This is a genomic window from Pseudomonas sp. zfem001, from assembly GCF_032621725.1.
Taxonomy (GTDB): domain Bacteria; phylum Pseudomonadota; class Gammaproteobacteria; order Pseudomonadales; family Pseudomonadaceae; genus Aquipseudomonas; species Aquipseudomonas sediminis.
The window spans coordinates 453275-478301 of record NZ_JAVYJI010000002.1 but is presented as its reverse complement, the minus strand read 5'-3'; the positions used below and the strand labels follow the sequence as shown (position 1 = coordinate 478301).

Sequence of the window (25027 nt, the reverse complement as noted above, 5' to 3'; positions counted from 1 at the left end):
ACGAACCTAACGCCAGGATCGCAGCAGGATTACTTATTTGTAATCTGATGGAGGGAGGAGCTTTATGTTTGGAATTGAACTTCCGGCAGTATCACTTTATCAGCGCGGGCGGTTCTAAGCGCGGCACTCGACTACTAGTTCCGCGCTGAGGTTTGATGATTACAACAGCGGAAGTGTGTAGCTGACGATCAGGCGGTTCTCGTCAACATCGTTGCCGAAATTGGTTGAACGTAGTGTGGCGTTGCGCCATTTCACACCCAGGTTTTTCAGCGCACCGTCCTGGAAGACATATGCGATGTCAGTATTGCGCTCCCATTCCTTACCATCGGCGCTGCCTGCGCCTAGATCAATATTGTCACCAGTCAGGTAACGGGTCATGAACGTCAAGCCAGGGATGCCAACGCTGGCAAAGTTGAAGTCATAGCGGGCCTGCCATGAGGTTTCGTCTTTGTTGGCGAAGTCGCCGATCTGCACATAGTTGACCAGGAACGGATCGGTGCCGTTGATGTAGGCGTAGCCGGTGTCTCCGCTCATGCTCTGGTAGCCAACACCGAGGGCGTGGCCACCAAAGGCGTAGGTAAACATTGCTCCGAATGCCTTGTTGTCGACGTTGCTGTTGCCTTCATCGGTGGAGCGGGCGTAGCGAAGATCAGTTTTTAGCGACTGCTTGTCACCTAGCGGCAAGGTATGCAGGACAGTGAAAATATGCAGTTTGTAGAAGTCGTCCAGGTTGCCGTAGTTGTAGCCAGTGGTCAGGTTGCTGTTCCATTTGTAGGTCGCCCCGGCAAAGCTGAACTCATCGCTCGTCTGGGTTCCACCGCCACTGATAGCGCGGGCAGAGCCGCTGGTAATGCTGAGGTCTTCGCTATCGGAGGAGTCGCGCTGGCTTACTTGCTTGAGCTGGCCTGCATCAAAGGTAAGCCCGTCAATCTCCAGCGAGTTGAGATGTCCGCCCTGAAAGGTCTGTGGCTGTAGGCGCGAGTCGTTCGCTTGGACGGTTGGCAGCTTGGGTTGCAGCGTGCCTAATTTCAGCACGCTGTTCGAAGCACGTAGCTTCGCGGTTAAACCCATCTCGCCATATTCATCCTGCGCGGCACGAGGTGCTTCTTTATCGCGCTTGAGCAGGCCCGAGCCTGAGCGATCGGCGCTGGAGTCCAGCTTGAGGCCAAGCATGCCGATAGCGTCGATGCCCACGCCGACTGTCCCTTCGGTGAACCCGGATTCGTAGCGCAGCAGGAAGCCCTGGGCCCATTCCTCCTGCTTTGATTGGCTGGCTGAGTCTTGGCGGAAGTCGCGATTGAAATAGAAGTTACGCGCTTCCAGACCGGCTTTGCTGTCTGCAAAAAATTCAGCGGAGGCTGGCTGGCTAAGACTGAGTACCCCAGTACTCACCGCGACTGCCAAGAGGGTCTTCTTCATTGTTGTTTCTCCATGCTCAGGGGGTTGGCATATCGGGGAGCCGTCGCTGTATGCCGTGCTCTCCGAATAGGGGCGGGTTCCTCTGCAGCCAATCTTCGGCTGGTCGTTATGCCTGTACGCCTGCAGGGTCTAGGTCGAGGAACCATTGCGGACTTTGGGGAAGATCAAACGGAACACGGTGAAGCTGCCTGGCAGGCTGCTGACCTCGACCGTGCCCTGATGCAGGCTCATGATCGAGCGAACAATTGCCAGGCCAAGCCCTGTTCCACCTTCGGCACGAGAGCGGCTGGTATCGACACGGTAGAAGCGTTCGAACAAATGAGGGATGTGCTGTGCGGGAATGCCAATCCCGGGGTTTTCCACCGAGAACGATACGGTTTCGCTGTGCTTTTCGATCAGCAACGAAATGTTTGCGCCGATGGGGCTATGTCGAATCGCATTGGACAACAGGTTTGAAATCGCGCGCTGCACCATCAGCCGATCACCGAAGGTTAGGCCTGCTCCGACAATGCTCAGGCTGATCTGCTTCTCTTCCGCGGAGATGCTGAACAGATCCACAACGCGTCTTGCCTCATCTTCTAGGGCAATCTTCTCGAAGGGAACCAGGGACGCCGGGTGGCTGACTTGAGCGAGAAACAGCATGTCGGAAACAATCCGGGTGACGCGCTCAAGCTCTTCTGTACAGCACTCCAGTACGGCTTTGTATTCCTCTGGCGGACGCTCTCTGGAGAGAGTTACCTGGGCTTTGCCCATCAGGTTGGTGATGGGCGAACGCAACTCATGGGCCAAGTCATCAGAGAATTGCGATAGCTGCTGAACGCCGCCATCAAGTCGATGCAGCATGAAGTTGATGCCGTGGGCCAGCGCGCTGAGTTCTTGTGGAAGCTTATCCACGGAAATTCGGTGGGTCAGATCCTGTGTGGAGATCAGCGATGCAACCTGGCGAAATTGCCGGAGCGGAGAAAGGCCTCGCTGCACGATCCACCATGCGCCCATGCCAATCAGCGCGAGCAGAAGAGGGAGTGCGATCAGTGTTGACTTGAGGTAGGCACTGAGCAGTGCTTCGTCGGCAGATCGATCAATTGAGAGTAAGACCCTGACGTGGTCGCCGTCGTTGAGCAGCATCACCTTGGATGCGGTCAGGAAGTTGTTTCCCTCAGTATCCGACCAGCTTTGGTAACTAGGGGTATCGCCTGCTGGTATGTTGGCAAGAATGGGCTCCCTGGATTTCTCACCCAGATTCAGGAGTAATTTGGTGCCTGACTTTTTCCCGTAGATCGTCAGGTGCAGGTTGTCATGCCCCATGACCAGATCCAGCAACTCGTGAGGTTGCTGGGCAATTGCATGTGCACTCATGTCTTCGGCGAGATTGTGCTGAATCTGCTCCAGTTTGCCGTCAAGACTCTGCTTGGCCAACGAGTCCAGCTCATGGGTAAGCGCGAAGTAGGCGAGTGCCGCTAGCAGAACAACCAGTGCCGCCCCCATCACGCTGACCGACAGGCCAAGGCGCATGGATAGACTGGCCGGCTTCATGCCCGTTCCTCAAGCACGTACCCAACACCCCTGAGGGTGTGGATCAGTTTGTTATCGAACGGATCATCAATTTTGGCGCGTAGCCTGCGGATGGAGACTTCGACGACGTTTGTGTCGCAGTCAAAATTCATATCCCAGACCAGCGAAATGATCTGGGTGCGCGATAGCACTTCCCCAGAGCGGCGCATCAGTAGGTGCAGCAACGCAAACTCTTTAGTGGTCAGGTCGATGCGCTGCTCACCACGGAACGCGCGGTGCCTCGCCGGATCAAGCTCAAGGTCGGCTACCCGCAGCACTTCCGGTACTGGAATTTGCTCGCTTCGCCGTAGCAATGTACGAACTCGCGCAAGTAATTCAGGGAACTCGAACGGTTTGACTAAATAATCATCTGCCCCCAAATCCAGGCCTTTAATTTTATCCACTAAGCGCCCGCGTGCAGTCAGCATTATCACGCGTGTACTGCTGTTACTGCGTATATGCTCAAGCACGCCCCAGCCATCAATTTCAGGCAGGTTTACATCAAGCACTACCAAGTCGTAAGCGTGTTGCCTAACAAGGTGGAGACCGTCCACGCCAGTGGCTGCCTTATCAACTACATAGCCACTTTCGCTTAAACCTTGGTGTAAGTATTCGGCAGTCTTGGGCTCGTCCTCGACAATAAGGATTCGCATAAAAATTCACCTTAAAATGTGCAGCCAGTATTTTTTAGATATTCTTTTGTTGTGGCTGCGGAGTGGTTTTAATTCTTTCATCGGCGGTCACGGATATGACCTACGGCTTTTCAGGTTGCTCCAAGGCTAAAGCCTGAAGCGGCTTTAGGGTCAAGCTGTAATGCCTATTTCGCATGGCTCCAAGGTGTTAAGCGACAACGTGTCGCAGTACTTGCCCTTATCCAAAACCCCCAACTTTTGACTGGCAGGGCTGCCCGGGGCGCTACACGCGAGGCAACCGCTATTTAACTGTGTTTGTTTCTAGTTGTTGCTGGGCGCTAAATCGCCTGCTCTCTTGAGCGCTGCCAATACTAATACAGGCCTACTTGGAAAGGTGCTGGATAACGTATTTGTAATTTTCCAGTCACCTTGCTGATAGGCGTGGAGCACTACATTCTGCCGGGAATTGGCTTTCTACTTATTTTCCCAAGTAATGATCCTCGATATCCCTCGGGATTAATAAATATAAAGGCCTTCATTATATTCCAGCAGAGTTAGTTCTGCGGAGGACTTTTAAGTGCATGTAAAAACAATGGCCGGACATGGAGTTGGAGTAGGTAAGTTCTGTGTGTTATCAGGGCTACTGGCTGCATTGTTAATTGCTCCAGTTCCAACAACTGCTGCCGAATCAACAAGGCAGTCAATAACGATTGATGAGGCGTTGGCGCAAGCGCTCACTGAGAACCAGGAGTTCGCTGCAGCACAATGGAATACAGGTATTGCCGAAGGTGCTCGTACTCAAGCTGGGCTGATCCCGAATCCTGAGTTGTCCTGGAGCGTTGAGGACACGCGCAGTGAGTCGCGCGTTACCAGCATTCAGGTATCTCAGCCAATTGAGCTGGGCGGCAAGCGTAGCGCGCGTATTGATGTGTCTGAGCGTGATCAGGACGCGGTGGCGATTGATCTGGAGCGTAAGAAAAACATCTTGCGCGCTGAGGTCATCCAGGCCTTTTACTCAGCCCTGCGTGCCCAGGAAGGACTGCAGCTTTCCACTCAGTCGTTAGACCTTGCCCGTCGCGGACTTCAGGTGGTCGAAGGGCGCGTAAAGGCCGGCAAGGCTTCGCCAATCGAAATTTCGCGTGCTCAGGTGCAGCTTTCGGAAATTCAACTGGAGCTGAATCGCGCACGCCTCAATCAAAGCAATGCCTACAAGCAACTGGCGCTCATAACGGGTGCCGAGACACCGAACTTCGCGCATGTCGAGGGTGATCTTGAGCGCCTGCCGTACCTGCCGTCGCAGGCTGAGATGCTTGCACGCATAACAGATACAGCGGACCTACGGCTGGCCAGCACGCACATCCAGCGTGCCGAGTCTTCCTTGGAACTCGAAAAGTCGCAGCGCATTCCAGACCTCACCGTCAGTGTTGGCAGCCAATACGACGAAGGGCTTGGCGAGCGCGTCAATTTGCTCGGCTTGTCGATGCCTATTCCGTTGTTCAACCGTAACCAAGGCAATGTGCTGGCCGCTGCTCAAGGAGCTGACCAAGCGCGGGATTTGCGCAATGCCGCAGAACTCCGCCTGCGCGCGGAAGCCCAGCAGGCATTTGAGCAGTGGGAAAGCGCTAGAAGTGAAGTCGACTCGATCAGCGGCACACTGCTGCCGACCGCGCAGCAAGCAGTAGAGGGCGCAGTACGTGGATTCGAGATGGGCAAGTTTGCCTTTATCGATGTACTCGATGCTCAGCGCACCCTCGTAAGCATGCGCTCCCAGTACCTGAATACCCTGGATGAAGCTATCTCGGCCTGGGTGAGCTTGGAGAAGATTTACGGCTCCCAACTCAACATCGAATTCAAAAAATAAGCATCTCTGCGCACCTACATAACGCCTTAGACGGTCGCGTCATGCGACATGAAGCCTCGCCTGCTTTCCTGGCGGCTGCATGTTTATTGAGCGCGTTTAGTCGCCGCCTGGGCATGAATCAAATTCAATACTTTTGATAATTTGGAGTTACCAATGGCATCAACAACTCCCAGAAAGCAGTGGCTGATGATTGTGGCTGTTGTCGTCATCGGTTTAGCCGTGGCGGGCCTGATTCTAAGTGGTAGCCCTGGTAAGTCCGGGGAGGAAGGCCATGGCCATGATGAGAGTCATGAGGATGTATCGGCTCACGCAGATCCCGAGCACCACGGGGAGGCTTCGGCCGACGAGCATGAAGAGGCCGATGAGCATGCAGATAAAGAGCACCATGAAACTGTAGAACCCACCAAGGGCGAGCATGGCGGCAAGCTTTTCACCGAGGGTGATTATGCGCTTGAAGTGACGATTTTTGAGGAGGGCGTAGAGCCTCAGTTCAGGCTCTATACCTACCTGGACGGCAAGCTTCTAAATCCTGCTGAAAGCACGGTGCAAGTGACCTTGTTGCGTCTTGGCCAACCTGCGCAAATCATCAATTTCAGCAAAGAGAATAACTACCTACGTGGCGATGCCGCGGTTGTAGAGCCGCATTCATTCCAGGTTTCCATCAGCGCCACGCACAGTGGCAAGAGCTATTCGTTCGGTTACGAGCAGGTTGAGGGCCGCGTGACCATGACGGATGCGCAGCTTGAGCAGGGTGGCGTCACGCTCGCCACTGCTGGTCCCGCGAAAATCGCCTCCACGCTGCAAGTGCTCGGCGAGGTTCGTTACAACGGTGACCGCACGGTTCAGGTGACCCCGCAACTTGCCGGGCGCGTCGACTCGGTGGCGGTTAGTGCTGGCGATACGGTCAGCAAGGGTCAGGTATTGGCCAAAATCTCCAGCCAGGCGCTGGCCGAACTGCGTGGCGAGCTACTGGCCGCCCAGCAACGCTCTGCGCTTGCCCGCACGACCTATGCACGTGAAAAGCAATTGTGGGAAGAGAAGATTTCCGCCGAGCAGGACTTCCTGCAGGCGCAAGTTGCCATGCAGGAAGCTGCTATCGCAGTGCAGCGCGTCCAGCAACAAATCGCTTCGCTGGGCGGTGCACCGGCCAAAGGCCAGAATCTCACCGAATTCGAGATTCGTGCCCCTATCGATGGCGTGATAACCAGCAAAAGCATCTCTGTTGGTGAAGTACTCAAAGAGGATTCCGCAGTCTTTACCGTCTCGGATTTGTCGACCGTATGGGTGGACTCAACCGTCGCGGCGAAAGACTTGGGCGTAATCGCCGAAGGGCAAAACGTTGTCGTGAGCTCCAGCGCATTCGCCGCCACGGCTAAGGGCTCCATTTCCTATGTCAGCGCTCTGGTTGGGGCGCAAACCCGCTCAGCGACTGCTCGCATCGTGCTAGCTAACCCAGATCGGCTATGGCGGCCTGGTTTGCCAGTGACGGTCGAGGTGATTGCCGAGGAGAACAACGTTCCCGTTGCAGTAGCGGTCGAAGCGATCCAGACCGTTCGCGATTGGCAGGTAGTGTTCGGCCGCTTCGATAACCAGCTAGAAGCTCGGCCTCTTGAGCTGGGCAAATCCGACGGCCGCTTCGTCGAGGTTATCTCGGGTCTGAAGGCGGGCGATCGATACGCGCTGAAGAACAGCTTCCTGATCAAAGCTGAGCTTGGCAAAGCCGGCGCGAGCCATGACCACTAATTCGGAGTCGAGCTATGAAACAAGTTACAGCTATTTTTCGCCCGATCCGGCTTGAGGCCGTCGAGCAAGCTTTGCATGCACTGCCACACCTGCCTGGATTTACCATCCTGCCCGCCCATGGTCATCCACGTGGCCACGGCAAGGATCACAGCTACATCGCCGACGAGTGGAACCCCGACGCCCATCAGCATCTCGTGCTGCTGGCGTTCTGTTCAGAAGAAGTTGCCGATGAGATCGTCCATGCCATCGAGAAGGCCGCCCACACAGGTGTACCCGGTGATGGAATCGTCGCCGTGGCCCCTTTGACCGACGCATTGCGCATCCGTACTGGAGAGCGCGGTGATGCTGCGCTTTAGGGGAAATTGACATGTACGAACGATTAATTCGCTTCGCCATCGACCAGCGCTGGCTAGTCTTGCTGGCTGTGCTCGGCATGGCAGCGTTGGGTGTTTACAGCTACCAGAAGTTGCCGATTGATGCGGTTCCCGACATCACCAACGTGCAGGTGCAGATCAATACCGAGGCAAAGGGCTACTCGCCACTGGAAACCGAGCAACGCGTGACCTTTCCGATTGAATCGGTAATGGCTGGGCTGCCCAACTTACAGGAAACGCGTTCAATCTCACGTTACGGGTTGTCGCAGGTCACCGTCATTTTCGAAGACGGCACAGACATCTACTTCGCTCGTCAGTTGGTGAATGAGCGGATACAGGAAGCGCGTGGAAATCTACCCAGTGATCTGTCGCCGAGCATGGGGCCAATCGCTTCTGGTCTGGGCGAGATCTACATGTGGACCATCGAGGCGCAAGACGGTGCGAAGAAGCCGGATGGCAGCACCTATACACCGATGGATCTGCGTGAGATTCAGGACTGGATCGTCAAGCCGCAACTGCGAACCGTCAAAGGTGTTACCGAGATCAACACCATTGGCGGTTATGCCAAGGAGTTCCAGGTTTCACCCAAGCCGGAGCGCCTGGTCGCACATGGCCTCAGCCTGCAGGACATTGTGGTTGCGTTGGAGAGCAATAATGCCAACGTTGGTGCGGGCTACATCGAACGCAGCGGCGAGCAGTACCTGATCCGCGCTCCGGGACAAGTCGGCAATATCGCTGACATCGCCAACATCATCATCAAGAACACCGATGGTGTTCCTGTGCGCATCGGTGATGTGGCCGAGGTTGGCCTGGGTAAGGAGCTGCGCACCGGTGCCGCTACTGAGAACGGCCAGGAGGTGGTGCTCGGCACTGCCTTTATGTTGATTGGTGAGAACAGCCGCTATGTATCGCAGGCTGTCGACCAGCGCATAAAGGAGATCAATCGCAACCTGCCGAAAGGAGTCATAGCGAAGACGGTCTATGACCGCACTGTATTGGTCGATAAGGCCATCAATACGGTGAAGAAGAATCTGATCGAAGGCGCTCTGCTGGTTATCGCTATCCTGTTCCTGTTCCTGGGTAACATTCGGGCGGCCCTCATCACCGCAATGGTGATTCCGCTGTCGATGCTGTTCACCTTTACGGGCATGGTCAGCAACAAGGTCAGCGCGAACCTGATGAGCCTTGGCGCACTCGATTTCGGCATCATCATCGATGGTGCCGTGGTGATCGTAGAGAACTGCGTGCGTCGTTTGGCTCACGCCCAGGCCGCAGCAGGCCGAACGTTGACCCGTAATGAGCGCTTCCATGAGGTGTTCGCGGCGTCGAAGGAGGCGCGTCGTCCACTGCTGTTCGGCCAACTGATCATTATGGTGGTGTACCTGCCGATATTTGCGCTGACCGGCGTGGAAGGCAAGATGTTCCACCCAATGGCGTTCACCGTGGTGACAGCCCTGTTCGGAGCCATGATCCTCTCGGTGACATTCGTCCCGGCAGCTGTTGCACTGTTCCTCAATGGCAACGTCAGTGAAAAAGAAAATCGGCTAATGGCCTGGGTCAAGCAAGGCTACGCGCCGTTGCTAGATTGGGTCATGGTCAGCAAGCCGTTAGTGCTGACCATTGCGACAGTCATCATGGTGCTTTCTGGTTTAGCTGCTTCGCGGATGGGCAGTGAGTTCGTGCCGAGCCTGGATGAGGGCGATATCGCTTTGCATGCCCTGCGTATTCCTGGCACTAGCCTTTCGCAAGCAATTGAAATGCAGGTGCAACTCGAACAACGAATCAAATCCTTTGCCGAGGTTGATACGGTGTTCGCCAAGCTTGGAACCGCTGAAGTCGCAACCGATCCAATGCCGCCGAACGTGGCGGACAACTTTGTCATGCTAAAGCCGCGCGACCAGTGGCCCGATCCTGATCGCAGCAAAGCCGATTTGGTTGCGGCGATGCAGGAGGCGGTTGAACAGGTTTCCGGCAACAACTATGAGTTCACTCAGCCCATTCAGATGCGCTTCAACGAGCTGATCTCCGGCGTACGCAGTGACGTCGCAGTGAAAGTGTTTGGCGATGACATGGATGTGATGAACGAGACCGCCGAGCAAATCGCTGAGGTGCTGGAGGGTATTCCAGGAGCAGCTGATGTGAAGGTCGAACAGACCACCGGTCTGCCGATGCTCAGCGTACAAATCGACCGTGAGAAAGCCGCACGATTCGGTTTGAATGTCTCGGAGATTCAGGACGCCATTTCCACCGCCATCGGCGGGCGCGAGGCGGGTGCACTGTTTGAAGGTGACCGGCGTTTCGATATCCAAGTTCGCCTGGCGGACGAGTGGCGCAATGATGTCGACAAGATCCAGCAGCTGCCTATTCGTCTGGCCAATGGCGATGGGCTGGATGGCCCAGGGTTTGTGCGCCTGGCTGATGTGGCGAGCGTGGTGTCCGCACCGGGGCCGAACCAGATCAGCCGTGAAAGTGGCAAGCGTCGCGTGGTGGTCACCGCCAACGTTCGCGGCCGCGATATTGGCTCTTTTGTCGCCGAGGCCGAGAGCAAGATCGCCCTGGCGGTTAGCGTCCCTACAGGCTACTGGACGACCTGGGGCGGCACCTTCGAGCAGCTTCAGTCGGCAGCCAAGCGCCTGCAGATTGTCGTACCGGTCTCGTTGCTGCTGGTGTTCACGCTGCTCTTCATGATGTTCGGCAATGTCAAAGATGGCCTGCTGGTATTCACCGGCGTGCCCTTCGCGCTGACCGGCGGGATCATGGCCTTGTGGCTGCGTGATATTCCGCTCTCGATCTCTGCGGGGGTGGGTTTCATTGCGTTGTCGGGTGTCGCGGTACTCAACGGCCTGGTGATGATTTCCTTTATTCGCAGTTTGCGTGAGAACGGCATGGGGCTGGACGAGGCTATTCGTGAAGGCGCGTTGACTCGTTTGCGGCCGGTGCTGATGACTGCTTTGGTTGCGTCTCTGGGCTTTATTCCAATGGCCACTGCCATCGGTACGGGCGCAGAAGTTCAGCGCCCTCTGGCGACGGTGGTGATTGGCGGAATCCTGTCTTCAACCGTGCTGACGCTGCTGGTTTTGCCATTGCTCTACCGCTTGGCCCATCGTCTGCGCTAAGTTCACAGCGCTATTCGTGTGCAACTGAAAAGCCCCGCTCTTGAGCGGGGCTTTTTGCTTACCGTAAATACCGCTCAATGTGGGCGGTGACTGTGCCTGTGACGTCCTCAGCGGCTTTTTTTACGCCAAATAAGAATCGGAACTGCCCGGATGTAGACAAGCTCACCCACCAACTCAACCAGCGTCTGGGTGATGACCGCTGCGGCTGCAAGCCCCCGTATTTCTTCAGGCAATGCCAGGGCCAGCGGAAGAACCACCAACGAGTTACGTGTGGAGGTACTGAAAGTAACCGCTCTCGCCGTCGAGGCGGGCAGTTTATAAGCTCTTGAAGCCAGTGCGCCCACTACGGGGGCCAAAAGCATGAAACCGATGTACACCGGGATCACCGGTAAAAGCTGGTCGATATCACGAACCACCGGCGAGATTTGCGACCCAACCACCGCAATGAGAACTGCCGCCATCGCAGGGACTGGCATCCATGCCCATACGGTGTTCCAGCGACCTACGAACCGTGAGCGCTTAGCCAAGGCTGCTGTAGCAACCGCGAGCAATAAAGGCACGACAATCAGTGCGAGAAAGGCTTCAGCGAAAGGCGCTATCGAGATAACGACTCGGGATTGCTCCCCTAGCATGAAAGCCAAGTACACAGGCAACAGCACAAGCTGCAACAGCAAGAGGATGGGGGTTGCTGCAAGAATCGCACGCGAGTCGCCTTTGCCAATGTGAGTAAAGACCACCACGTAGTCGATACACGGGGTGAGCAAAACTAGAAGAGCGCCTATTAGGATTGCCGGGTGTTCTGCGAGCCCTCTGGTGAGTGCCCATACCAGCAGTGGAATCAGTACGAAATTGGCGATAAGCAAGGCTGACATGAAGCGTTTGTTGCTAAGACTTTTGCGGAGATCAAGAAAGGGAATTTGCAGAAACATCGCGTACATCAGCACGGCGATAGTCGGGGTCACTAATGCGTTCAGGCTCTGCGCCGCTGCAGTAGCTATTAACCCACCGATTGCCGCTGCAATGACCGCGACGAAATAGATCGGTATCTGGTTTTGTTCAAGTGCATCCCTACTCATAGCATCCTCAAGGATGAAAAACGTCAGCTTACATGAGGAAGCGAAAAGCGTGGCGATCCTCTTGGATGGCTTGAATCATGAAAGATTGAGATGGGCACGGCGTCTGGCTATTGAGTGGGTATCTGCTGACGGTGCAAGGGCGCGGTATTCAAATGACACCGTGTTCTAGCATCGGGGTGATAGCCGAGTGCCTTTGCAGATATCAGGCAGATCAATCTAAAGGCCTTCACCGGTATCATTTTGCCCTTCTTGCTACACGCTGACAGCGATGGCTTGTTGCAGATATGAATGACTTGCGGAAGAGAAGAGTTAGTTGTCTAGCTTGGAGGTTTAAACTCCCAGTGAATCTTTCTTATTATTAAAGATTAAATAAAAAAAGCGCCCCGAAGGGCGCTTAGGGTACACCTCTTTCCAAAGGAGCTCGGGAGCTTCTAGAGGTGAACATCGTTCGGAAGTGAGCGGTTAGTCAGCGTTGGTTTCTTTTTTAAGATCGGTATTGGTCCGATCTTGGTTGCTGGTCTTAACCTTTAGTTCGTCCGCCGGTTTGGCAGCAGGCTCAGTTCCGTGAATTCGTTTTTGATCTGCTCGAAATTTTGCCTGAGCTTTCATTGAGCGATCATAGCCATCTTCTGCATAAGACTGTGTGGAGCCGACAAGAAGTACTGATCCAATAACTAGGGCTTTCAACATCTTCATAAGGCAGGCCTCGTAAAATTCAATTATTAGCTTGTCGAGGTTCATGGACAAGTTCTGCAAGTTCGAGTGAATTTTACGGAGGTGAAGCTAACAGCAGCGTGAGCCCAACATTACATTCTTGAAATCTAATAACTGCCTATCTTGTTATGCATGAGCGGGCAGTGCTTTTAGAGCCCGCCCGCCCATCCATTTTTAGAGCACGCTCAGTGGGTACTCGACGATCAGACGAACCTCGTCCAGATCCGACTCGTAATCCGTTGCGCGGGTAGTCATCTGGCGAACACGGAAGGACATCTCTTTCAGTGAGCCCGTTTGGACGACGTACTTGGCTTCGATGTTGCGTTCCCAGCGCTTCTGGTCAGTCAGCGGGTTGCCATCGGCATCACGACGCATATACACACTGTTGGCGTCGGAATAGTCCGCATCTGTACCCAGCGCATAGCGCGTCATGAAGGTCAGTCCAGGAACGCCATAGCTGGCCATATCTAGGTCGTAGCGCAGCATCCAGGACTTCTCTTTCGGCGAGTTGAAGTCGCTGTACTGAATAGAGTTGTCGAGGAAGATGGAATCAGACTGGCGCAGGTAGTCGAAATCATCGTCGCCGTTGTTGCGCTGGTGCGACAGGGCAACGCTGTGTGCACCGAACTGCACACCCACTTTGCCGCTGTAAATGTCGTTATCGAACTCACCCAACAGCTGCTGGCCGTCATCAACAGCTTTGTAGTAGTTCAAGCCACCGAACAAGGAAACACTGTCGGTCAGCGGGTAGGTGAAGGACGTACCGGCATAGTGCTGCTTCCAAGCATCCTTGAGTTGGCTGCTATAGAGACTAAAGCTCAGGTTGTCATTTAGCGAATAGTCACCGCCGAAATAGGCAACCCATGGAGACGCGACAGAGCCCGCATAGAAGGTTGCGAACTCATCACGCATGGTGCTGACCTGCGGCTGGCTCATGGCATGCAGGCGGCCACCCTGAAGGGTCAAACCATCAAAGCTTGTGTTCTCAACCGTAACGCCGCGAAAGCTTTCCGGTAGCAGGCGGGAGTCACCGTAGTGAACCACCGGCGTCATGGGGAACACATCACCCACTTTGACAACGGTGTCGAATAGCCGGGCTTTTACTGCACCACCCACTTTGGAGTAGTTATCTTCGGCTTCACCATCACTATTTACCGGCAGCAGATTAACAGTACCACCTGGGCCATATCGACCATCCCCGGTATCCAGTTTAAGGCCGAGCATGGCGAAGGCATCAATACCAAAGCCTACGGTACCTTGGGTAAAGCCCGACTCGAACTGGCCAATGATCCCGTGTGCCCAAGCTTCAGTATAACCATTGTCAGTGTTGCTCGACTGACCTTTACGAAAGTCACGATTCATGTAGAAGTTACGGTTGAGAATATTGAAACTGCTACCTTCTACAAAACCTTCGGCTTGCTCTTCTGCGGCCGCCATGAGCGGAGCTGCACTGACAATCGCCGAAAATACTGCAAGGGATAGTTTGGTTTTATTAAGCATTTATTGCTCCTTTATAATTGGCAGTTATTAGTCTAGTTTTCGCCATGGCGTTCTTATAGGTATTGCACCCTCAAGCGCTCTGCGCCTTTGGGGAGCTGAGCCCTATCCTTGCAAGCTGAAGATAACTTGAAGATGATTGGAAAATTACAATTCTGTAATCTTCACAAGGCGGCAATGAAAGTTGTCTTAAAGCGACATTTGAATTCAGATTTTCAATAGAATCCGACGGGTAGGTCGAGAGAGCTCCAGCCTTGATCAGGCCGAATGTTCATGACTGCCAGCTCATAGGACGGTGCACTCAGATAGATCGATAGCGCCGGGCTGATGTGACAAGCCGGCTGGGGGTGACGCCGGTTGATCTTGTTTGGATGCTCGTAAGCGTCCACCCGAATCACCTTGCGTGATTCGGGCATGCTGCTCACTCCCGCCGTGTAAGCCAGCATTTCGCTGACGAGCTGGAGCTGGCAGGCGCACTGCGTATATTCCAGCTCATGGCAGTAATGGTGCATGAAACTGTGACCGCATGGGTGTGAATAGCCATGGGCTCAGCGCTTACCAGACGAAGAGTTGGTTGATGCGACCAAGAACCTAGCAAGGTGCGATTACTACAGCGGCTGAGAGTTTCCGTAGTTAAAGCCATTTGCCGCCAAGGTTGCCCAGCGGCGCTGACGGTGGGCGTAGAACAGGCGCGCAAATAGCCAGACGAACGGAGTGAGGACGCCCGCCTTGATGGTCACGCTATCTCGGTAAAGCGTTCCGCCGTTGACCTCTTGTGCCGTAATGAGGTGATCCCACTTGCTGATCAGCGGGCTGTAGCCGTTGTCTCTTAGCATGAAAATCTGAGCATTTTCCGTCTGCGGGTATGTAATCACAATCGCCTGACGGCCAATGGGAAGTACGCCGAATAACTTCAGCTTGACCCAGTAAGTGCCCTCGTTCCAGGTGCCAGGAAACTCAACGGGAGTCAGCGGGCTGAAACTCAGCAACGGTGATGCAACCTGATGCAGCAGACGTGGCGTGCGCACCTGGGCGATCACCTCTGCCAGTGAGCATGGCAGCTGGGTAGAGATATCAATTTGCATGGGCGCAATCACCGACCGGATTGAGTTTACTTGTCATCGGCAAGCAAGGTCTGTGGTTCTTCGGGAACCGGCATGGGCTTGAAAGCACTGACCCTGGAGCGGCCTGTATTGCCGATAGGCACCCAGATTTTGGAGAACAGCAGGGCCGCGAAAATACGTGGTAGTTGCCCCGCGACCTCGCGGTAATCGCCGGTCTGCCAGCCGAGCACAAGCATCAGTCAGTGTGACCCAGCATGCAGCACGGGTTGGCGTTGGGTCAGGATGTGCGCGCGCTCTAACCATTGAAAGGCATCTGCGCTGCGCTGTTCCTGCATGGCCTGCCGGGCCTGCTGAAAGGCTTGTTCAATTGCGAGTTGCAATGCTGCTTTCATCTTCAATCCTCCGATCCTACTTTTTAAGCAGGCGCAGGCCGTTGAACACCACCAGCAGGCTGACGCCCATGTCGGCAAAGACGGCCATCCACATCGTCGCCTGCCCCGTTAGGGTAATGGCGAGAAACAGGGCCTTGATCCCTAACGCCAGCACGATGTTCTGCTTGAGGATGACGGCGGTCTGTTGAGACAGGCGGATGAAGGCCGGGATCTTGCGCAGGTCGTCATCCATCAAGGCCACATCCGCAGTTTCGATGGCCGTGTCCGTGCCGGCGGCGGCCATGGCGAAACCGATTTCAGACTTCGCCAGCGCCGGCGCATCGTTGATGCCATCGCCGACCATCCCTACAACGTAGCCGCGCGCCTGCAATGCTTCAATGGCCTGCAATTTGTCGACTGGCAGTAGGTTGCCGCGTGCCTCGTCGATGCCTACCTGCTGTGCAATCGCATCTGCGGTGTGCGGGTTATCGCCGGTCAGCATTGTGGTCTTCACGCCAAGCGCATGAAGCTCCTCAATTGCCTGGCGGCTGGAGCCCTTGACGGTATCGGCAACGGCGAACAGGGCAATGGCACGCTGCGGATTGCACAGCACCACCACTGTTTTACCTTGGCGTTCGAGACGCTCCAGCGTCGCTTCCAGCTCGGGTGAGCAGAGGCCAAGCTCTTCCACCAGGCGGTGGTTACCCAGGTGGAAATCTATGCCTTCGATGGTGCCTCGAACACCTCGACCCAGTAGGGCTTCGAATCCTTCAACGGCGGTAAACGCCAGCCCATTCTTACTGGCATGCTTGGCTATCGCTTGCGATACCGGATGGTCAGACCGACTGGCGAGGCTGGCGGCATGTGTGCGGTAGACTTCTGAGTCCTGATCAACCAGCGGCATGTAATCGGTCTGCACCGGCTTGCCGTGAGTAATAGTGCCGGTCTTGTCGAGTGCCAGGAAGCCAAGCTTGCCGCCGGTTTCAAGGTAGACACCGCCTTTGATCAGAATGCCTTTGCGCGCAGCCGCAGCCAGGCCACTGACAATGGTGACGGGCGTTGAAATAACCAAGGCGCAAGGGCAAGCGACCACCAGCAGTACCAAGGCACGATAGATCCAGTCGTACCAGGGTTCGGCCATGAAGAGTGGCGGCACAATGGCGATAGCCAGGGCGAATAGGAATACGACAGGGGTGTATACCTTGGCGAATTGGTCGACAAAGCGCTGGGTCGGAGCACGTGAACCCTGTGCCTCTTCGACCGCGTGAATGATGCGTGCCAGCGTAGTGTTGGCAGCGGCTGCCACGACGCGGTATTCCAGCGAGCCTGCTTGATTGATGGTGCCAGCAAAAACCGGGTCTCCGACGGTTTTCTCTACGGGCAGGCTTTCCCCCGTGATCGGCGCTTGGTTGATGGTGGAGTTGCCGGAAGTCACCTCGCCATCGAGGCCGATTCGCTCGCCAGGCCGAACCCTGACCAATGCACCTAAGGCTATGGTTTTAACCTCAACTTCAAGCCATGAGCCGTCTGCTTGCTGCACCGTGGCGCGCTCTGGGGTCAGATCCATCAGGCCGCGGATGGCATTACGAGCCCGACCCAGCGATTTTGCCTCGATCAGCTCGGCCACAGAAAAGAGGAACATGACCATGGCGGCTTCCGGCCATTGCCCAATCAGCACCGCACCGGTAACCGCAATACTCATCAGTGCATTGATGTTCAGGTTGCGGTTCTTCAGCGCAATCCAACCCTTTTTATAGGTCGTCAGGCCGCACAGCAGAATGGCGAGCAGCGCCACACCGGCCACAACCCACTCAGGTGCAAGCTCGGCGAAGTGCAGCACTTCAGCCGATACGGCAGCCACACCGGATAGCGCCAAAGGCCACCAAGCCTTCTTGCGCGGCGCTGCTTGCGCTTCATCGTTTACTGTTGCTGCACCCTCAACCACTGGCGTGAAACCAAGGTCGCGAATCGCTGCCAGGGCTGCTGGCAATGCTTCTGCTGTGTGGCTAAACGTCAATACGCGCTGAAGCAAGTTGAACTCCAGCGCGCTGATGCCGGTCAGGGAGGAGAGCTTGTCGCGGATCAGCTTTTCTTCCGTTGGGCAGTCCATCTGTTCGATTGTGATGCGGGCTTGCCCCTCAGCAGAGAGCGGTTCTGCTTGCATACCTAGGGATGAGATCGCCGCTTCAATAAGAGCGGTCGACGGCAAGCTGTGCCATACCCCAAGAACGCGATTGATCAGATTGAAATCGAGCTTGTCTATGCCAGCCAGCTTGCTCAGTTTGTCTTGAATCAGCGTCTGTTCGGTGGGGCAGTCCATTTGTTCAATACGGAAACTGCTGAGCCTGGAGCGAACCATGGCATTTACCGTTGTAGTTGCCGTGGCCGAGCACTTAAACGCGCCGCTGGGGTCACAGCAGACATCCTTTGAAACCGCTTCAGGTTTTTGTTCATCACTGCAGCAACCAGCCATGGGGGTATCCTTATTGGTCAGTGCTGTAGAGTGAACACCCTGAAGCCACTACAGGGTCAAGAGTTTGTAGAAGGGGTATTTCATGAAAATTGGAGAGCTGGCCAAGCTTGCCGATTGCCAGGTTGAAACGGTTCGCTATTACGAGCGTGAAGGGCTGTTGCCGACACCGGCTCGCAGCGAGGGCAATTATCGTCTTTACAGCAGTGAGCATCTTGAGAGGCTTACGTTTATTCGTAATTGCCGAACACTGGACATGACCCTGGACGAGATCAGAAGCTTGTTGGCGCTGATGGATCGGCCAGAGGGGAACTGTGAGGGTGTGAATAGCTTAGTGGATGAGCACATCGAGCATGTGCAAGCGCGAGTGACCAGCCTCCTGGCACTGCAACAACAGCTGGTTGAGTTACGACACCGTTGCGCCTCTGAGCGGGGTGTAGACGAGTGTGGAATTCTCCAGCGCCTGAATACCACCGGCGGAGTCAGTGCACTTCCAGATGATGGCCATACCCACGTTGGGAAAAGCCATCGCCACTAAACAATGCGCCACCACCTGCAGTACTCGGCACGAGACATTGCAGGCGGTGGTGCGGGTTCGTTTGTTTACAGACTGCAAGCGCTTATTTGCTTTGTTCGATTTCAGCTTTAACCAGATCAATCAGTGGCTGTGCACCAAAGCTCAGGAGCGGTTTGCCATTCACAAAAAACGTGGTCGTCTGGCGCACGGCAGCAGCCTCCCAGGCTTTGAGCACCTGAGGGTCACTGTGCCATTGCCGTTGAGCTGAACCCAAGGGCGAGTACCTGAGTGTTAAACGCGTGATTTAAGGCAGATAAGCCCCTTTTCGTCATCTGGCGGAGGGGCTCTCCTGAACACTCAGAGCTATAGCTCCTGTGGTGAGTAACTCTTTCGTTTGCCCTGTCGACGCATCAGCCAGTACGCGGCCGGCAAAACCAACATGGACATCAGCGGCGCGGTAATCATGCCGCCGACCATGGGCGCGGCGATGCGCTTCATCACCTCAGATCCGGCACCTCCGCCCCAGAGGATTGGCAACAGGCCGGCGATGATCACGGCCACCGTCATCACCTTGGGCCGCACACGCAGCACCGCGCCTTCACGAATTGCCTCCAGTAGGGCCGGATCACCGCTGCGCCCGGTATCCACACGCGCATGCCAGGCGTTCTTCAGGTACAGCAGCATGATCACCCCGAACTCGGCCGAGACGCCGGCCAGGGCAATGAAGCCCACGCCGGTGGCCACCGACAGGTTGAAGCCGAACCAGTAGAGCAGCCAGATGCCGCCCGATAGGGCGAAGGGCAGGGTGGCCATGATCAGCAGGGCCTCGCCGAAGCGGCTGAAAGTCAGGTAGAGCAGCACGAAGATAATCAACAGAGTCGCCGGCACCACCCAGGCCAGCCGCGCATTGGCGCGCTCCAGAAACTCGAACTGACCGGAGTAGGAGACGGTCATGCCGGCGTCGAGTTGTACCCGCTCGGCGACGCGCTGCTGCAGCTCGCGCACGGTCGAGGCCAGGTCGCGCCCACGGACATCGACATAGACCCAGCCGGACAGTCGCCCGTTCTCGCTGCGCAGCATCGGCGGCCCTTCGGTCAGAGTTACCTGGGCGACGGTGCCCAAGGTGATCTGCTGGCCGGCTGGAGTGAGGATCGGCATACGCCGTAGTGCCTGCGGACTGTCTCGCCACTCCTTGGGATAGCGCAGGTTGATCGGGAAGCGGGCCAGTCCTTCAACCGTCTCGCCTATATTGCTGCCGCCGATGGCGCCCGATACCACCGTCTGCAGATCGGCGATGCTCAGGCCATAGCGCGCCGCGGCCAGCCGATCGATCTGGATATCCACATAGCGACCTCCGGTCAGGCGTTCTGCCAAGGCCGAACTCACCCCAGGCACCTCTTTGGCCACGGCCTCGATATCGCGCGTTATGCGCTCGATGTCGACCAAGGAGGTTCCGGAGACCTTCACCCCAATGGGGCTCTTGATCCCCGTCGCCAGCATGTCGATGCGGTTGCGGATGGGCGGCACCCAGATATTGGACAGCCCGGGGACCTTCACCGCGCGGTCCAGCTCCTCGATCAGCTTTTCCGGCGTCATGCCCGCACGCCATTGCTCGCGCGGCTTGAACTGCACCGTGGTCTCGAACATTTCCAGCGGCGCCGGGTCGGTGGCCGTCTCCGCTCGCCCGGCCTTGCCGAACACCCGCGCCACTTCCGGCACCGTGAGGATCATCCGGTTGGTCTGCTGCAGCAGTTGGGTCGCCTTGCTCGCCGGCAAGCCGGGCAGGGCCGAGGGCATGTACAACAGGTCGCCCTCGTCCATGGGCGGCAGAAACTCTCCTCCGAGTCTGCTGAGGGGCCAGAGGCTGGACAAAAAGACCAGCACGGCCAGCGCCAGGGTCACTTTTGGCCAAGCCAGCACCCACTCCAGTACCGGCCGGTATGCGCCGATCAGCCAGCGGTTCAAGGGGTTCTGTTGTTCGCTGGGGATATGCCCGCGAATCCAGTAGCCCATCAGCACCGGTACCAAGGTGACCGAGAGTCCGGCGGCAGCCGCCATGGCATAGGTCTTGGTGAAGGCCAGCGGGCCGAACAGGCGGCCTTCCTGGGCCTCCAGGGTGAAGACCGGGAGGAAGGACAGGGTGATGATCAGCAGGCTGAAGAACAGCGCCGGCCCGACCTCGACCGCGGCTTCGCCGATCACCCGCCAGTGCGCCTCGCCCTGTAGCTGCTCACCAGGGTGTCGAGCCTTCCAGGTTTCGATGTGCTTGTGCGCGTTCTCGATCATCACCACGGCGGCGTCGACCATGGCGCCGATGGCGATGGCGATCCCGCCGAGCGACATGATGTTGGCATTGACGCCCTGGTAGCGCATGACGATGAAGGCCATGAGGATGCCCAGGGGCAGGGTGATGATCGCGACCAGCGACGAGCGCAGGTGCCAGAGGAAGAGCAGGCAAACCAAGGCCACCACCACGAACTCTTCCAGCAGCTTGTAGCTGAGGTTATCGATGGCGCGGTCGATCAGTTGCGAGCGGTCATAGGTGGTGACCACCTCGACGCCGGCCGGCAGGCTGCCCTTCAGGCTGTCCAGCTTGGTCTTCACCGCAGCGATGGCATCGCGGGCATTCTTTCCGGAGCGTAGGATGACCACGCCGCCTACCACTTCACCCTGGCCATCCAGCTCGGCAATGCCACGCCGCATCTCTGGCCCCAGCTGAATGGTGGCCACCTGACCCAGCAGCACCGGAACTCCGCTGGCCGAAGCCCGCAGCGGCACATTGCGGAAATCCTCCAGGCTCTCTAGATAGCCTGAAGCCCGCACCATGTACTCGCGCTCCGCCAGCTCCAGGATGGCGCCGCCGGTTTCCTGATTGGCGCTCTTCAGCGCCGCTTCGACCTCCTGCTGAGTTACCCCATAAGCCACCAGCTTTTGCGGATCGAGCAGCACCTGATACTGCTTGACCATGCCCCCGAGGGTAGCCACTTCGGCCACGTTGGGTAGGCTCTTGAGCTCGTACTTGAGGAACCAGTCCTGCAGCGCCCGTAGCTGCGCAAGATCATGTTGGCCGCTGCGGTCGACCAAGGCGTACTGGTAGATCCAGCCCACGCCGGTGGCATCCGGCCCAAGGGTGGTGGTAACACCCTCGGGCAGGCGTTCCTGCGCCTGGTTGAGGTACTCCAGCACCCGCGAGCGCGCCCAGTAGAGGTCGGTGTCGTCCTCGAACAGCACGTAGACGAAGGAGTCGCCGAAGAACGAGTAGCCGCGCACCGTCTTCGCCCCCGGTACCGAGAGCATGGTTGTGGCCAGTGGGTAGGTCACCTGGTTCTCGACGATCTGCGGTGCCTGTCCGGGAAAGCTGGTTCTGATGATGACCTGGGTGTCAGATAGGTCCGGCAGTGCATCCAACGGCGTGTTGCGCAGCGACCAGAGGCCCAGGGCGGTGATGAACAGGGTGGCCAGCAGTACCAGGAAGCGGTTGCCGATCGACCAATGGATCAGGCGCGCGATCATGGCTGGTCTCCTTCCTTGCGGAGCTGCTCGATCAGCAGGCCGGAGTTTGTCTGACGTGCGGCGATGCGTACGTGATCTCCTGGCTTAAGTCCCACAGCTACTTCGGAGCTGACCAGAGGAAAAGCCATGGTCATACCTGGCATATTCAGGCTCTCGAAGGGGCCATGCTCCAGGGTGACTTGTTTCCCGTCCAGTGCGCGAATAACGCCGTGAGACACATGCAGCCCCTCCGTGCTGTCCTGTTCTGCATTGCCGGCCAGGATGCCCTGCAGGCTGGCTTCCGAATCGATGAGGAACTGGCCGGAGGTAACGACCGCCTGACCTTCCTCAAGACCGGAAAACACCTCCAGACGCCCATCGGCCTCGCGGCCCAAGGTGATTTCCTGGGGACGGTAGCGTCCGTCGCCTTCGGCCAGCATCACCAATGCACGCTTCCCGGTGCGAATCACGGCTTCACTCGGCACAAGAAGCGTGGATTGTTCGACGGCACTGTTCAGGCGTACGGCGGCGAACATGCCGGGGCGCAACTTACCGGCAGGGTTGGGTAGCTCGCTGCGTACCGTGAGCGTGCGCGTTTGCGGATCGGCACTCGGCAGCAAGGCTATGACGCGGCCCAGCAGCGGTCGATCAGGAAAGGCCGTCAGGTTGGCGCGGATCTCGTCCCCGACCTGGATACTTCCGGCCATGGCCTCGGGTATCGCCGCATCGAGCCAGACACTGGACAGCCCGTTGATCAACGCCAGATCCTGCCCGGCTTCAACGGTCATCCCGGCGCGTACCTGCAAGGCTTGGAGCTCGCCGCTGATAGGTGTGGTGAGGGTTTGCACTGCCCGCGGTTTGCCGCTGCGGCGAACCTGCTCTATCAACGCTTGTGGCATGCCGAGCAGGCGGAGGCGCTCTTGGGCCGCAGTGATCAAGCGGGCGTCACCGGTACGCAGTACCGCGAGGAACTCCAACTGCGCGGCGGACCACTCGGGAATCAGCAGGTCGACCAAGGGTGTTCCAGCTGGCAGTACATCGCCAGGGGCACGCCCGTAAACCCGCTCGACGAATCCGCCAGCGCGGGCCTGGAGGTTCGCTACCTCTCGCTGGTTATAGGCCAGGGAGCCGACCACCTCGATATCCGAGGGCAGTACACCGCGGATCACCTTCGAGGTCCGCATTCCGAGGTTCTGCACGGCTTGAGCGGGGACGCTCAGGACAGACGGATCTTGCTCGGATCCTGCGTATTTAGGGACAAGCTCCATATCCATGAAAGGTGACTTGCCCGGTTTATCGAAGCGCTGCTCAGGCTGCATCGGGTCGTACCAATAGAGCACTTTGCGCTCGTCCGTCGGTGCGGAGCTAGGCAGTAGCTCGTGTTTGGCTTGCCGCTGGGCCAGCCAGTAGCCACCGCCCGCCGCGCCAATGCCCACGGTCAGCACGGCGACCGCAAAACCAAATGTCGATATCTTCATTTCAGGCCCTCCACATAGGCGTAGTACAGGCTTGCGGAGAGCTGGCTCAACTTGCGCTGTTGTTCAATCTGCCGCAGTTGCGCATCAATCAGGTCGCGCTGGGCAGTAATAACGGATGTGAGCTGGCTGTTACCGGCTTGGTAGGCGGCCAGTTCGAGATCGGCACGTTTGCTTGCAAGCGGGATCAAGGTTTTTTCGGTGCGTGACAAGGTCCTGCGCAGTTGCTCAAGCTCGGCAATACCGCCTTCCAGCTCAGCCTGATGGGCGCGCAGTAATGCTTCCTGCTCGGCTTCCATCTGCGACACGCTTTGTTGTCTGGCGTTGATCTTGGGCCCCTGACGTGTGCCTACGAACAACGGCAGGTCGAAGGTAAATTGCACCATCACCATATCGCCGAACTGGTTGTCGCGATTGTTGTAGGCAAACTCAACACCCCAGTCGGGGGTCTTCTCGGCGATGGCCTCGTTCAGCTCGGCGCTAGCCTCGCCGACTCGGGCGGAGGCAGCGCGCAACTCAGGGTGTGAGGCAATGCGTTGCTGCAGGTGCGGTGCCACCAGGTTCAGACTGGGAACACCTCCTTGCAAAGGCTGGTCAGCCTCGTTGCCTATCCAGCGGCGCAGCTTGGCACGAGCTACTGCCACATCGCGATTCAGTTCATCTCGCCGATCTTGTAACGCCAAAGCTTCCTGGTCGGCCTGCAACAGCTCGCCAGGCTGAGCACTACCGCCGGCAATCAGCGATTGCACGGTCGAGCGGAGCATCTCGATCTGACGGTCCAGTTGATCGAAGAGGCCAACACTGCGTTCGGCGTAGTACACATCCAGCCAGCTCACTGCCGTCTGGCGCTTGATCTCCAACTGCATGGCACGCTGCTCGGCCTCGGCTCGGCCTACTGAAGCCTCGGCCAACTGGCGCCGAGCCTGACGCTTGTCACTGTTGGGGACTTCCTGCATGAACCCAATGCGGCGCATGGTCATGGAGTCACGATTAAGCGTGTAACGGTCAGGGCCTTCGATCGGCAGGTTGTCGATGCCTAGAATCAGCTTGGGATCGGGCAGGGCGTCTGCGGGCTCGACAGCCTGCTGTGCCGATGCCACCTGCGCCTGGCGCGCGAGGTTCTCAGGGGCACTCTGCTCGGCCAGAGCTTGGGCTCGTTCGAAAGTTAGGGGCTGCGCCTGCGCGGCAAGCCAGGGAGCTGCCCAGAATGCGGCAGCCAACACACCGAGAAAGCCACGGCGTGGAAAAAGGAAAGCGGACATGCTTTCGCCTCCAATGCGATTGATCGAAGTCGCGACTACGAAACGTGACCGCGACGATGCGCCTGACTGTAAGGCGCGGGATGATCACTGCATTAGACGAAACGAGGAGGGCGCCAGAGTCCTGCGGGCTCTCGCTTAATCACCGACTGGGTCAGCAATATCTCGGGGCGTGAGGGGAGAGGGGATATGCTCTTGATCACGGTGGTCTGGAGAAGTCCTCCGGTCTTGCATTCCTGGCCGGGTTTGCAAGGGGACTTCTTGGCCACCCCATCAGACTTGTCCATTTGCTCGCAGCACGGAGCATCGGCCATTGCATGGCCCTGATGATCGGCGCTCTGCATCGGGCAAGGTTGTGCCGGCATGCTGAAAGCCACACCGCCGAAGGTCGGCAGC

The 25027-nt window shown here is 57.1% G+C and carries 16 protein-coding genes and 1 pseudogene; 5 read left to right on the top strand and 12 right to left on the bottom strand.

Going from position 1 to position 25027, the window contains the following annotated elements; translation table 11 throughout:
- Window positions 1-159 precede the first annotated feature (159 nt).
- The 3 genes from RTH74_RS10105 to RTH74_RS10095 all read right to left on the bottom strand — a co-directional run bounded on the left by RTH74_RS10105 (window position 160) and on the right by RTH74_RS10095 (window position 3623).
- On the bottom strand, window positions 160-1419 hold the full coding sequence (locus tag RTH74_RS10105) for an OprD family porin (RefSeq protein WP_059392064.1): 1260 nt from the start codon (window positions 1417-1419) through the stop codon (window positions 160-162).
- Window positions 1420-1548: 129 nt separating this feature from the next.
- Window positions 1549-2952, bottom strand: coding sequence for a heavy metal sensor histidine kinase (locus RTH74_RS10100; RefSeq protein WP_045733424.1), 1404 nt, complete (start codon window positions 2950-2952; stop codon window positions 1549-1551).
- Window positions 2949-3623 carry a heavy metal response regulator transcription factor gene (locus RTH74_RS10095; protein WP_061239415.1) on the bottom strand — a complete coding sequence of 225 codons (675 nt, stop codon included), beginning with the start codon at window positions 3621-3623 and terminating at the stop codon, window positions 2949-2951. Before RTH74_RS10095 ends, RTH74_RS10100 begins: the two co-directional genes overlap by 4 nt.
- Before the next feature lie 571 nt (window positions 3624-4194).
- On the opposite strand from RTH74_RS10095, the gene RTH74_RS10090 reads away from it, so the two are divergent.
- The 4 genes from RTH74_RS10090 (at window position 4195) to RTH74_RS10075 (ending at window position 10696) form a co-directional block, all read left to right on the top strand.
- On the top strand, window positions 4195-5463 hold the full coding sequence (locus tag RTH74_RS10090) for a TolC family protein (RefSeq protein WP_045733423.1): 1269 nt from the start codon (window positions 4195-4197) through the stop codon (window positions 5461-5463).
- Window positions 5464-5616: 153 nt separating this feature from the next.
- Complete coding sequence (locus RTH74_RS10085; RefSeq protein WP_045733422.1) at window positions 5617-7206, top strand: efflux RND transporter periplasmic adaptor subunit; 1590 nt, start codon at window positions 5617-5619, stop codon at window positions 7204-7206.
- Window positions 7207-7220: 14 nt separating this feature from the next.
- Entirely contained in the window at window positions 7221-7562 is a 342-nt protein-coding gene (locus RTH74_RS10080) for a P-II family nitrogen regulator (RefSeq protein ID WP_045733421.1), read from the top strand.
- An 11-nt stretch (window positions 7563-7573) separates the two neighbouring features.
- Complete coding sequence (locus RTH74_RS10075) at window positions 7574-10696, top strand: efflux RND transporter permease subunit (RefSeq protein ID WP_045733420.1); 3123 nt, start codon at window positions 7574-7576, stop codon at window positions 10694-10696.
- A 107-nt stretch (window positions 10697-10803) separates the two neighbouring features.
- Here the strand turns inward: RTH74_RS10075 and RTH74_RS10070 are convergent, their stop codons facing one another.
- The 6 genes and pseudogenes from RTH74_RS10070 to RTH74_RS10045 all read right to left on the bottom strand — a co-directional run bounded on the left by RTH74_RS10070 (window position 10804) and on the right by RTH74_RS10045 (window position 17738).
- Complete coding sequence (locus RTH74_RS10070; RefSeq protein WP_059392065.1) at window positions 10804-11772, bottom strand: arsenic resistance protein; 969 nt, start codon at window positions 11770-11772, stop codon at window positions 10804-10806.
- Window positions 11773-12234: 462 nt separating this feature from the next.
- Complete coding sequence (locus RTH74_RS10065) at window positions 12235-12513, bottom strand: hypothetical protein (protein WP_224490798.1); 279 nt, start codon at window positions 12511-12513, stop codon at window positions 12235-12237.
- Between the two features lie 147 nt (window positions 12514-12660).
- Complete coding sequence (locus tag RTH74_RS10060) at window positions 12661-13986, bottom strand: OprD family porin (protein WP_026088463.1); 1326 nt, start codon at window positions 13984-13986, stop codon at window positions 12661-12663.
- 605 nt (window positions 13987-14591) lie between these two features.
- Window positions 14592-15068 carry a hypothetical protein gene (locus tag RTH74_RS10055; RefSeq protein WP_059392066.1) on the bottom strand — a complete coding sequence of 159 codons (477 nt, stop codon included), beginning with the start codon at window positions 15066-15068 and terminating at the stop codon, window positions 14592-14594.
- 26 nt (window positions 15069-15094) lie between these two features.
- Window positions 15095-15439 (bottom strand): annotated as a pseudogene (locus tag RTH74_RS10050) (DUF3703 domain-containing protein).
- Window positions 15440-15455: 16 nt separating this feature from the next.
- Window positions 15456-17738: a heavy metal translocating P-type ATPase gene (locus RTH74_RS10045; protein ID WP_017675703.1), complete on the bottom strand. Its 2283-nt coding sequence runs from the start codon at window positions 17736-17738 to the stop codon at window positions 15456-15458.
- A gap of 235 nt (window positions 17739-17973) precedes the next feature.
- Between RTH74_RS10045 and cadR the strand changes: the two genes are divergently transcribed.
- Window positions 17974-18426 carry a Cd(II)/Pb(II)-responsive transcriptional regulator gene (gene cadR, locus RTH74_RS10040; protein WP_017675702.1) on the top strand — a complete coding sequence of 151 codons (453 nt, stop codon included), beginning with the start codon at window positions 17974-17976 and terminating at the stop codon, window positions 18424-18426.
- Window positions 18427-18768: 342 nt separating this feature from the next.
- Here the strand turns inward: cadR and RTH74_RS10035 are convergent, their stop codons facing one another.
- The 3 genes from RTH74_RS10035 to RTH74_RS10025 are packed head-to-tail and all read right to left on the bottom strand — an operon-like array spanning window position 18769 to window position 24634.
- Complete coding sequence (locus RTH74_RS10035) at window positions 18769-21918, bottom strand: efflux RND transporter permease subunit (RefSeq protein ID WP_059392067.1); 3150 nt, start codon at window positions 21916-21918, stop codon at window positions 18769-18771.
- Window positions 21915-23375 (bottom strand): efflux RND transporter periplasmic adaptor subunit, encoded by a 1461-nt coding sequence (locus RTH74_RS10030; RefSeq protein ID WP_061239417.1) that lies wholly within the window; start codon window positions 23373-23375, stop codon window positions 21915-21917. The genes RTH74_RS10035 and RTH74_RS10030 overlap by 4 nt, the downstream gene beginning before the upstream one ends.
- Window positions 23372-24634, bottom strand: a complete 1263-nt coding sequence (locus RTH74_RS10025; RefSeq protein WP_003139513.1) for a TolC family protein — start codon at window positions 24632-24634, stop codon at window positions 23372-23374. Before RTH74_RS10025 ends, RTH74_RS10030 begins: the two co-directional genes overlap by 4 nt.
- Window positions 24635-25027: the final 393 nt, after the last annotated feature.

What these genes read in the sequence shown, in the direction of transcription:
- RTH74_RS10105 (WP_059392064.1), bottom strand. Translation starts at nt 1,419, where the DNA reads ATGAAGAAGACCCTCTTGGCAGTCGCGGTGAGTACTGGGGTACTCAGT.
- RTH74_RS10100 (WP_045733424.1), bottom strand. Translation starts at nt 2,952, where the DNA reads ATGAAGCCGGCCAGTCTATCCATGCGCCTTGGCCTGTCGGTCAGCGTG.
- RTH74_RS10095 (WP_061239415.1), bottom strand. Translation starts at nt 3,623, where the DNA reads ATGCGAATCCTTATTGTCGAGGACGAGCCCAAGACTGCCGAATACTTA.
- RTH74_RS10090 (WP_045733423.1), top strand. Translation starts at nt 4,195, where the DNA reads ATGGCCGGACATGGAGTTGGAGTAGGTAAGTTCTGTGTGTTATCAGGG.
- RTH74_RS10085 (WP_045733422.1), top strand. Translation starts at nt 5,617, where the DNA reads ATGGCATCAACAACTCCCAGAAAGCAGTGGCTGATGATTGTGGCTGTT.
- RTH74_RS10080 (WP_045733421.1), top strand. Translation starts at nt 7,221, where the DNA reads ATGAAACAAGTTACAGCTATTTTTCGCCCGATCCGGCTTGAGGCCGTC.
- RTH74_RS10075 (WP_045733420.1), top strand. Translation starts at nt 7,574, where the DNA reads ATGTACGAACGATTAATTCGCTTCGCCATCGACCAGCGCTGGCTAGTC.
- RTH74_RS10070 (WP_059392065.1), bottom strand. Translation starts at nt 11,772, where the DNA reads ATGAGTAGGGATGCACTTGAACAAAACCAGATACCGATCTATTTCGTC.
- RTH74_RS10065 (WP_224490798.1), bottom strand. Translation starts at nt 12,513, where the DNA reads ATGAACCTCGACAAGCTAATAATTGAATTTTACGAGGCCTGCCTTATG.
- RTH74_RS10060 (WP_026088463.1), bottom strand. Translation starts at nt 13,986, where the DNA reads ATGCTTAATAAAACCAAACTATCCCTTGCAGTATTTTCGGCGATTGTC.
- RTH74_RS10055 (WP_059392066.1), bottom strand. Translation starts at nt 15,068, where the DNA reads ATGCAAATTGATATCTCTACCCAGCTGCCATGCTCACTGGCAGAGGTG.
- RTH74_RS10045 (WP_017675703.1), bottom strand. Translation starts at nt 17,738, where the DNA reads ATGGACTGCCCCACCGAACAGACGCTGATTCAAGACAAACTGAGCAAG.
- cadR (WP_017675702.1), top strand. Translation starts at nt 17,974, where the DNA reads ATGAAAATTGGAGAGCTGGCCAAGCTTGCCGATTGCCAGGTTGAAACG.
- RTH74_RS10035 (WP_059392067.1), bottom strand. Translation starts at nt 21,918, where the DNA reads ATGATCGCGCGCCTGATCCATTGGTCGATCGGCAACCGCTTCCTGGTA.
- RTH74_RS10030 (WP_061239417.1), bottom strand. Translation starts at nt 23,375, where the DNA reads ATGAAGATATCGACATTTGGTTTTGCGGTCGCCGTGCTGACCGTGGGC.
- RTH74_RS10025 (WP_003139513.1), bottom strand. Translation starts at nt 24,634, where the DNA reads ATGTCCGCTTTCCTTTTTCCACGCCGTGGCTTTCTCGGTGTGTTGGCT.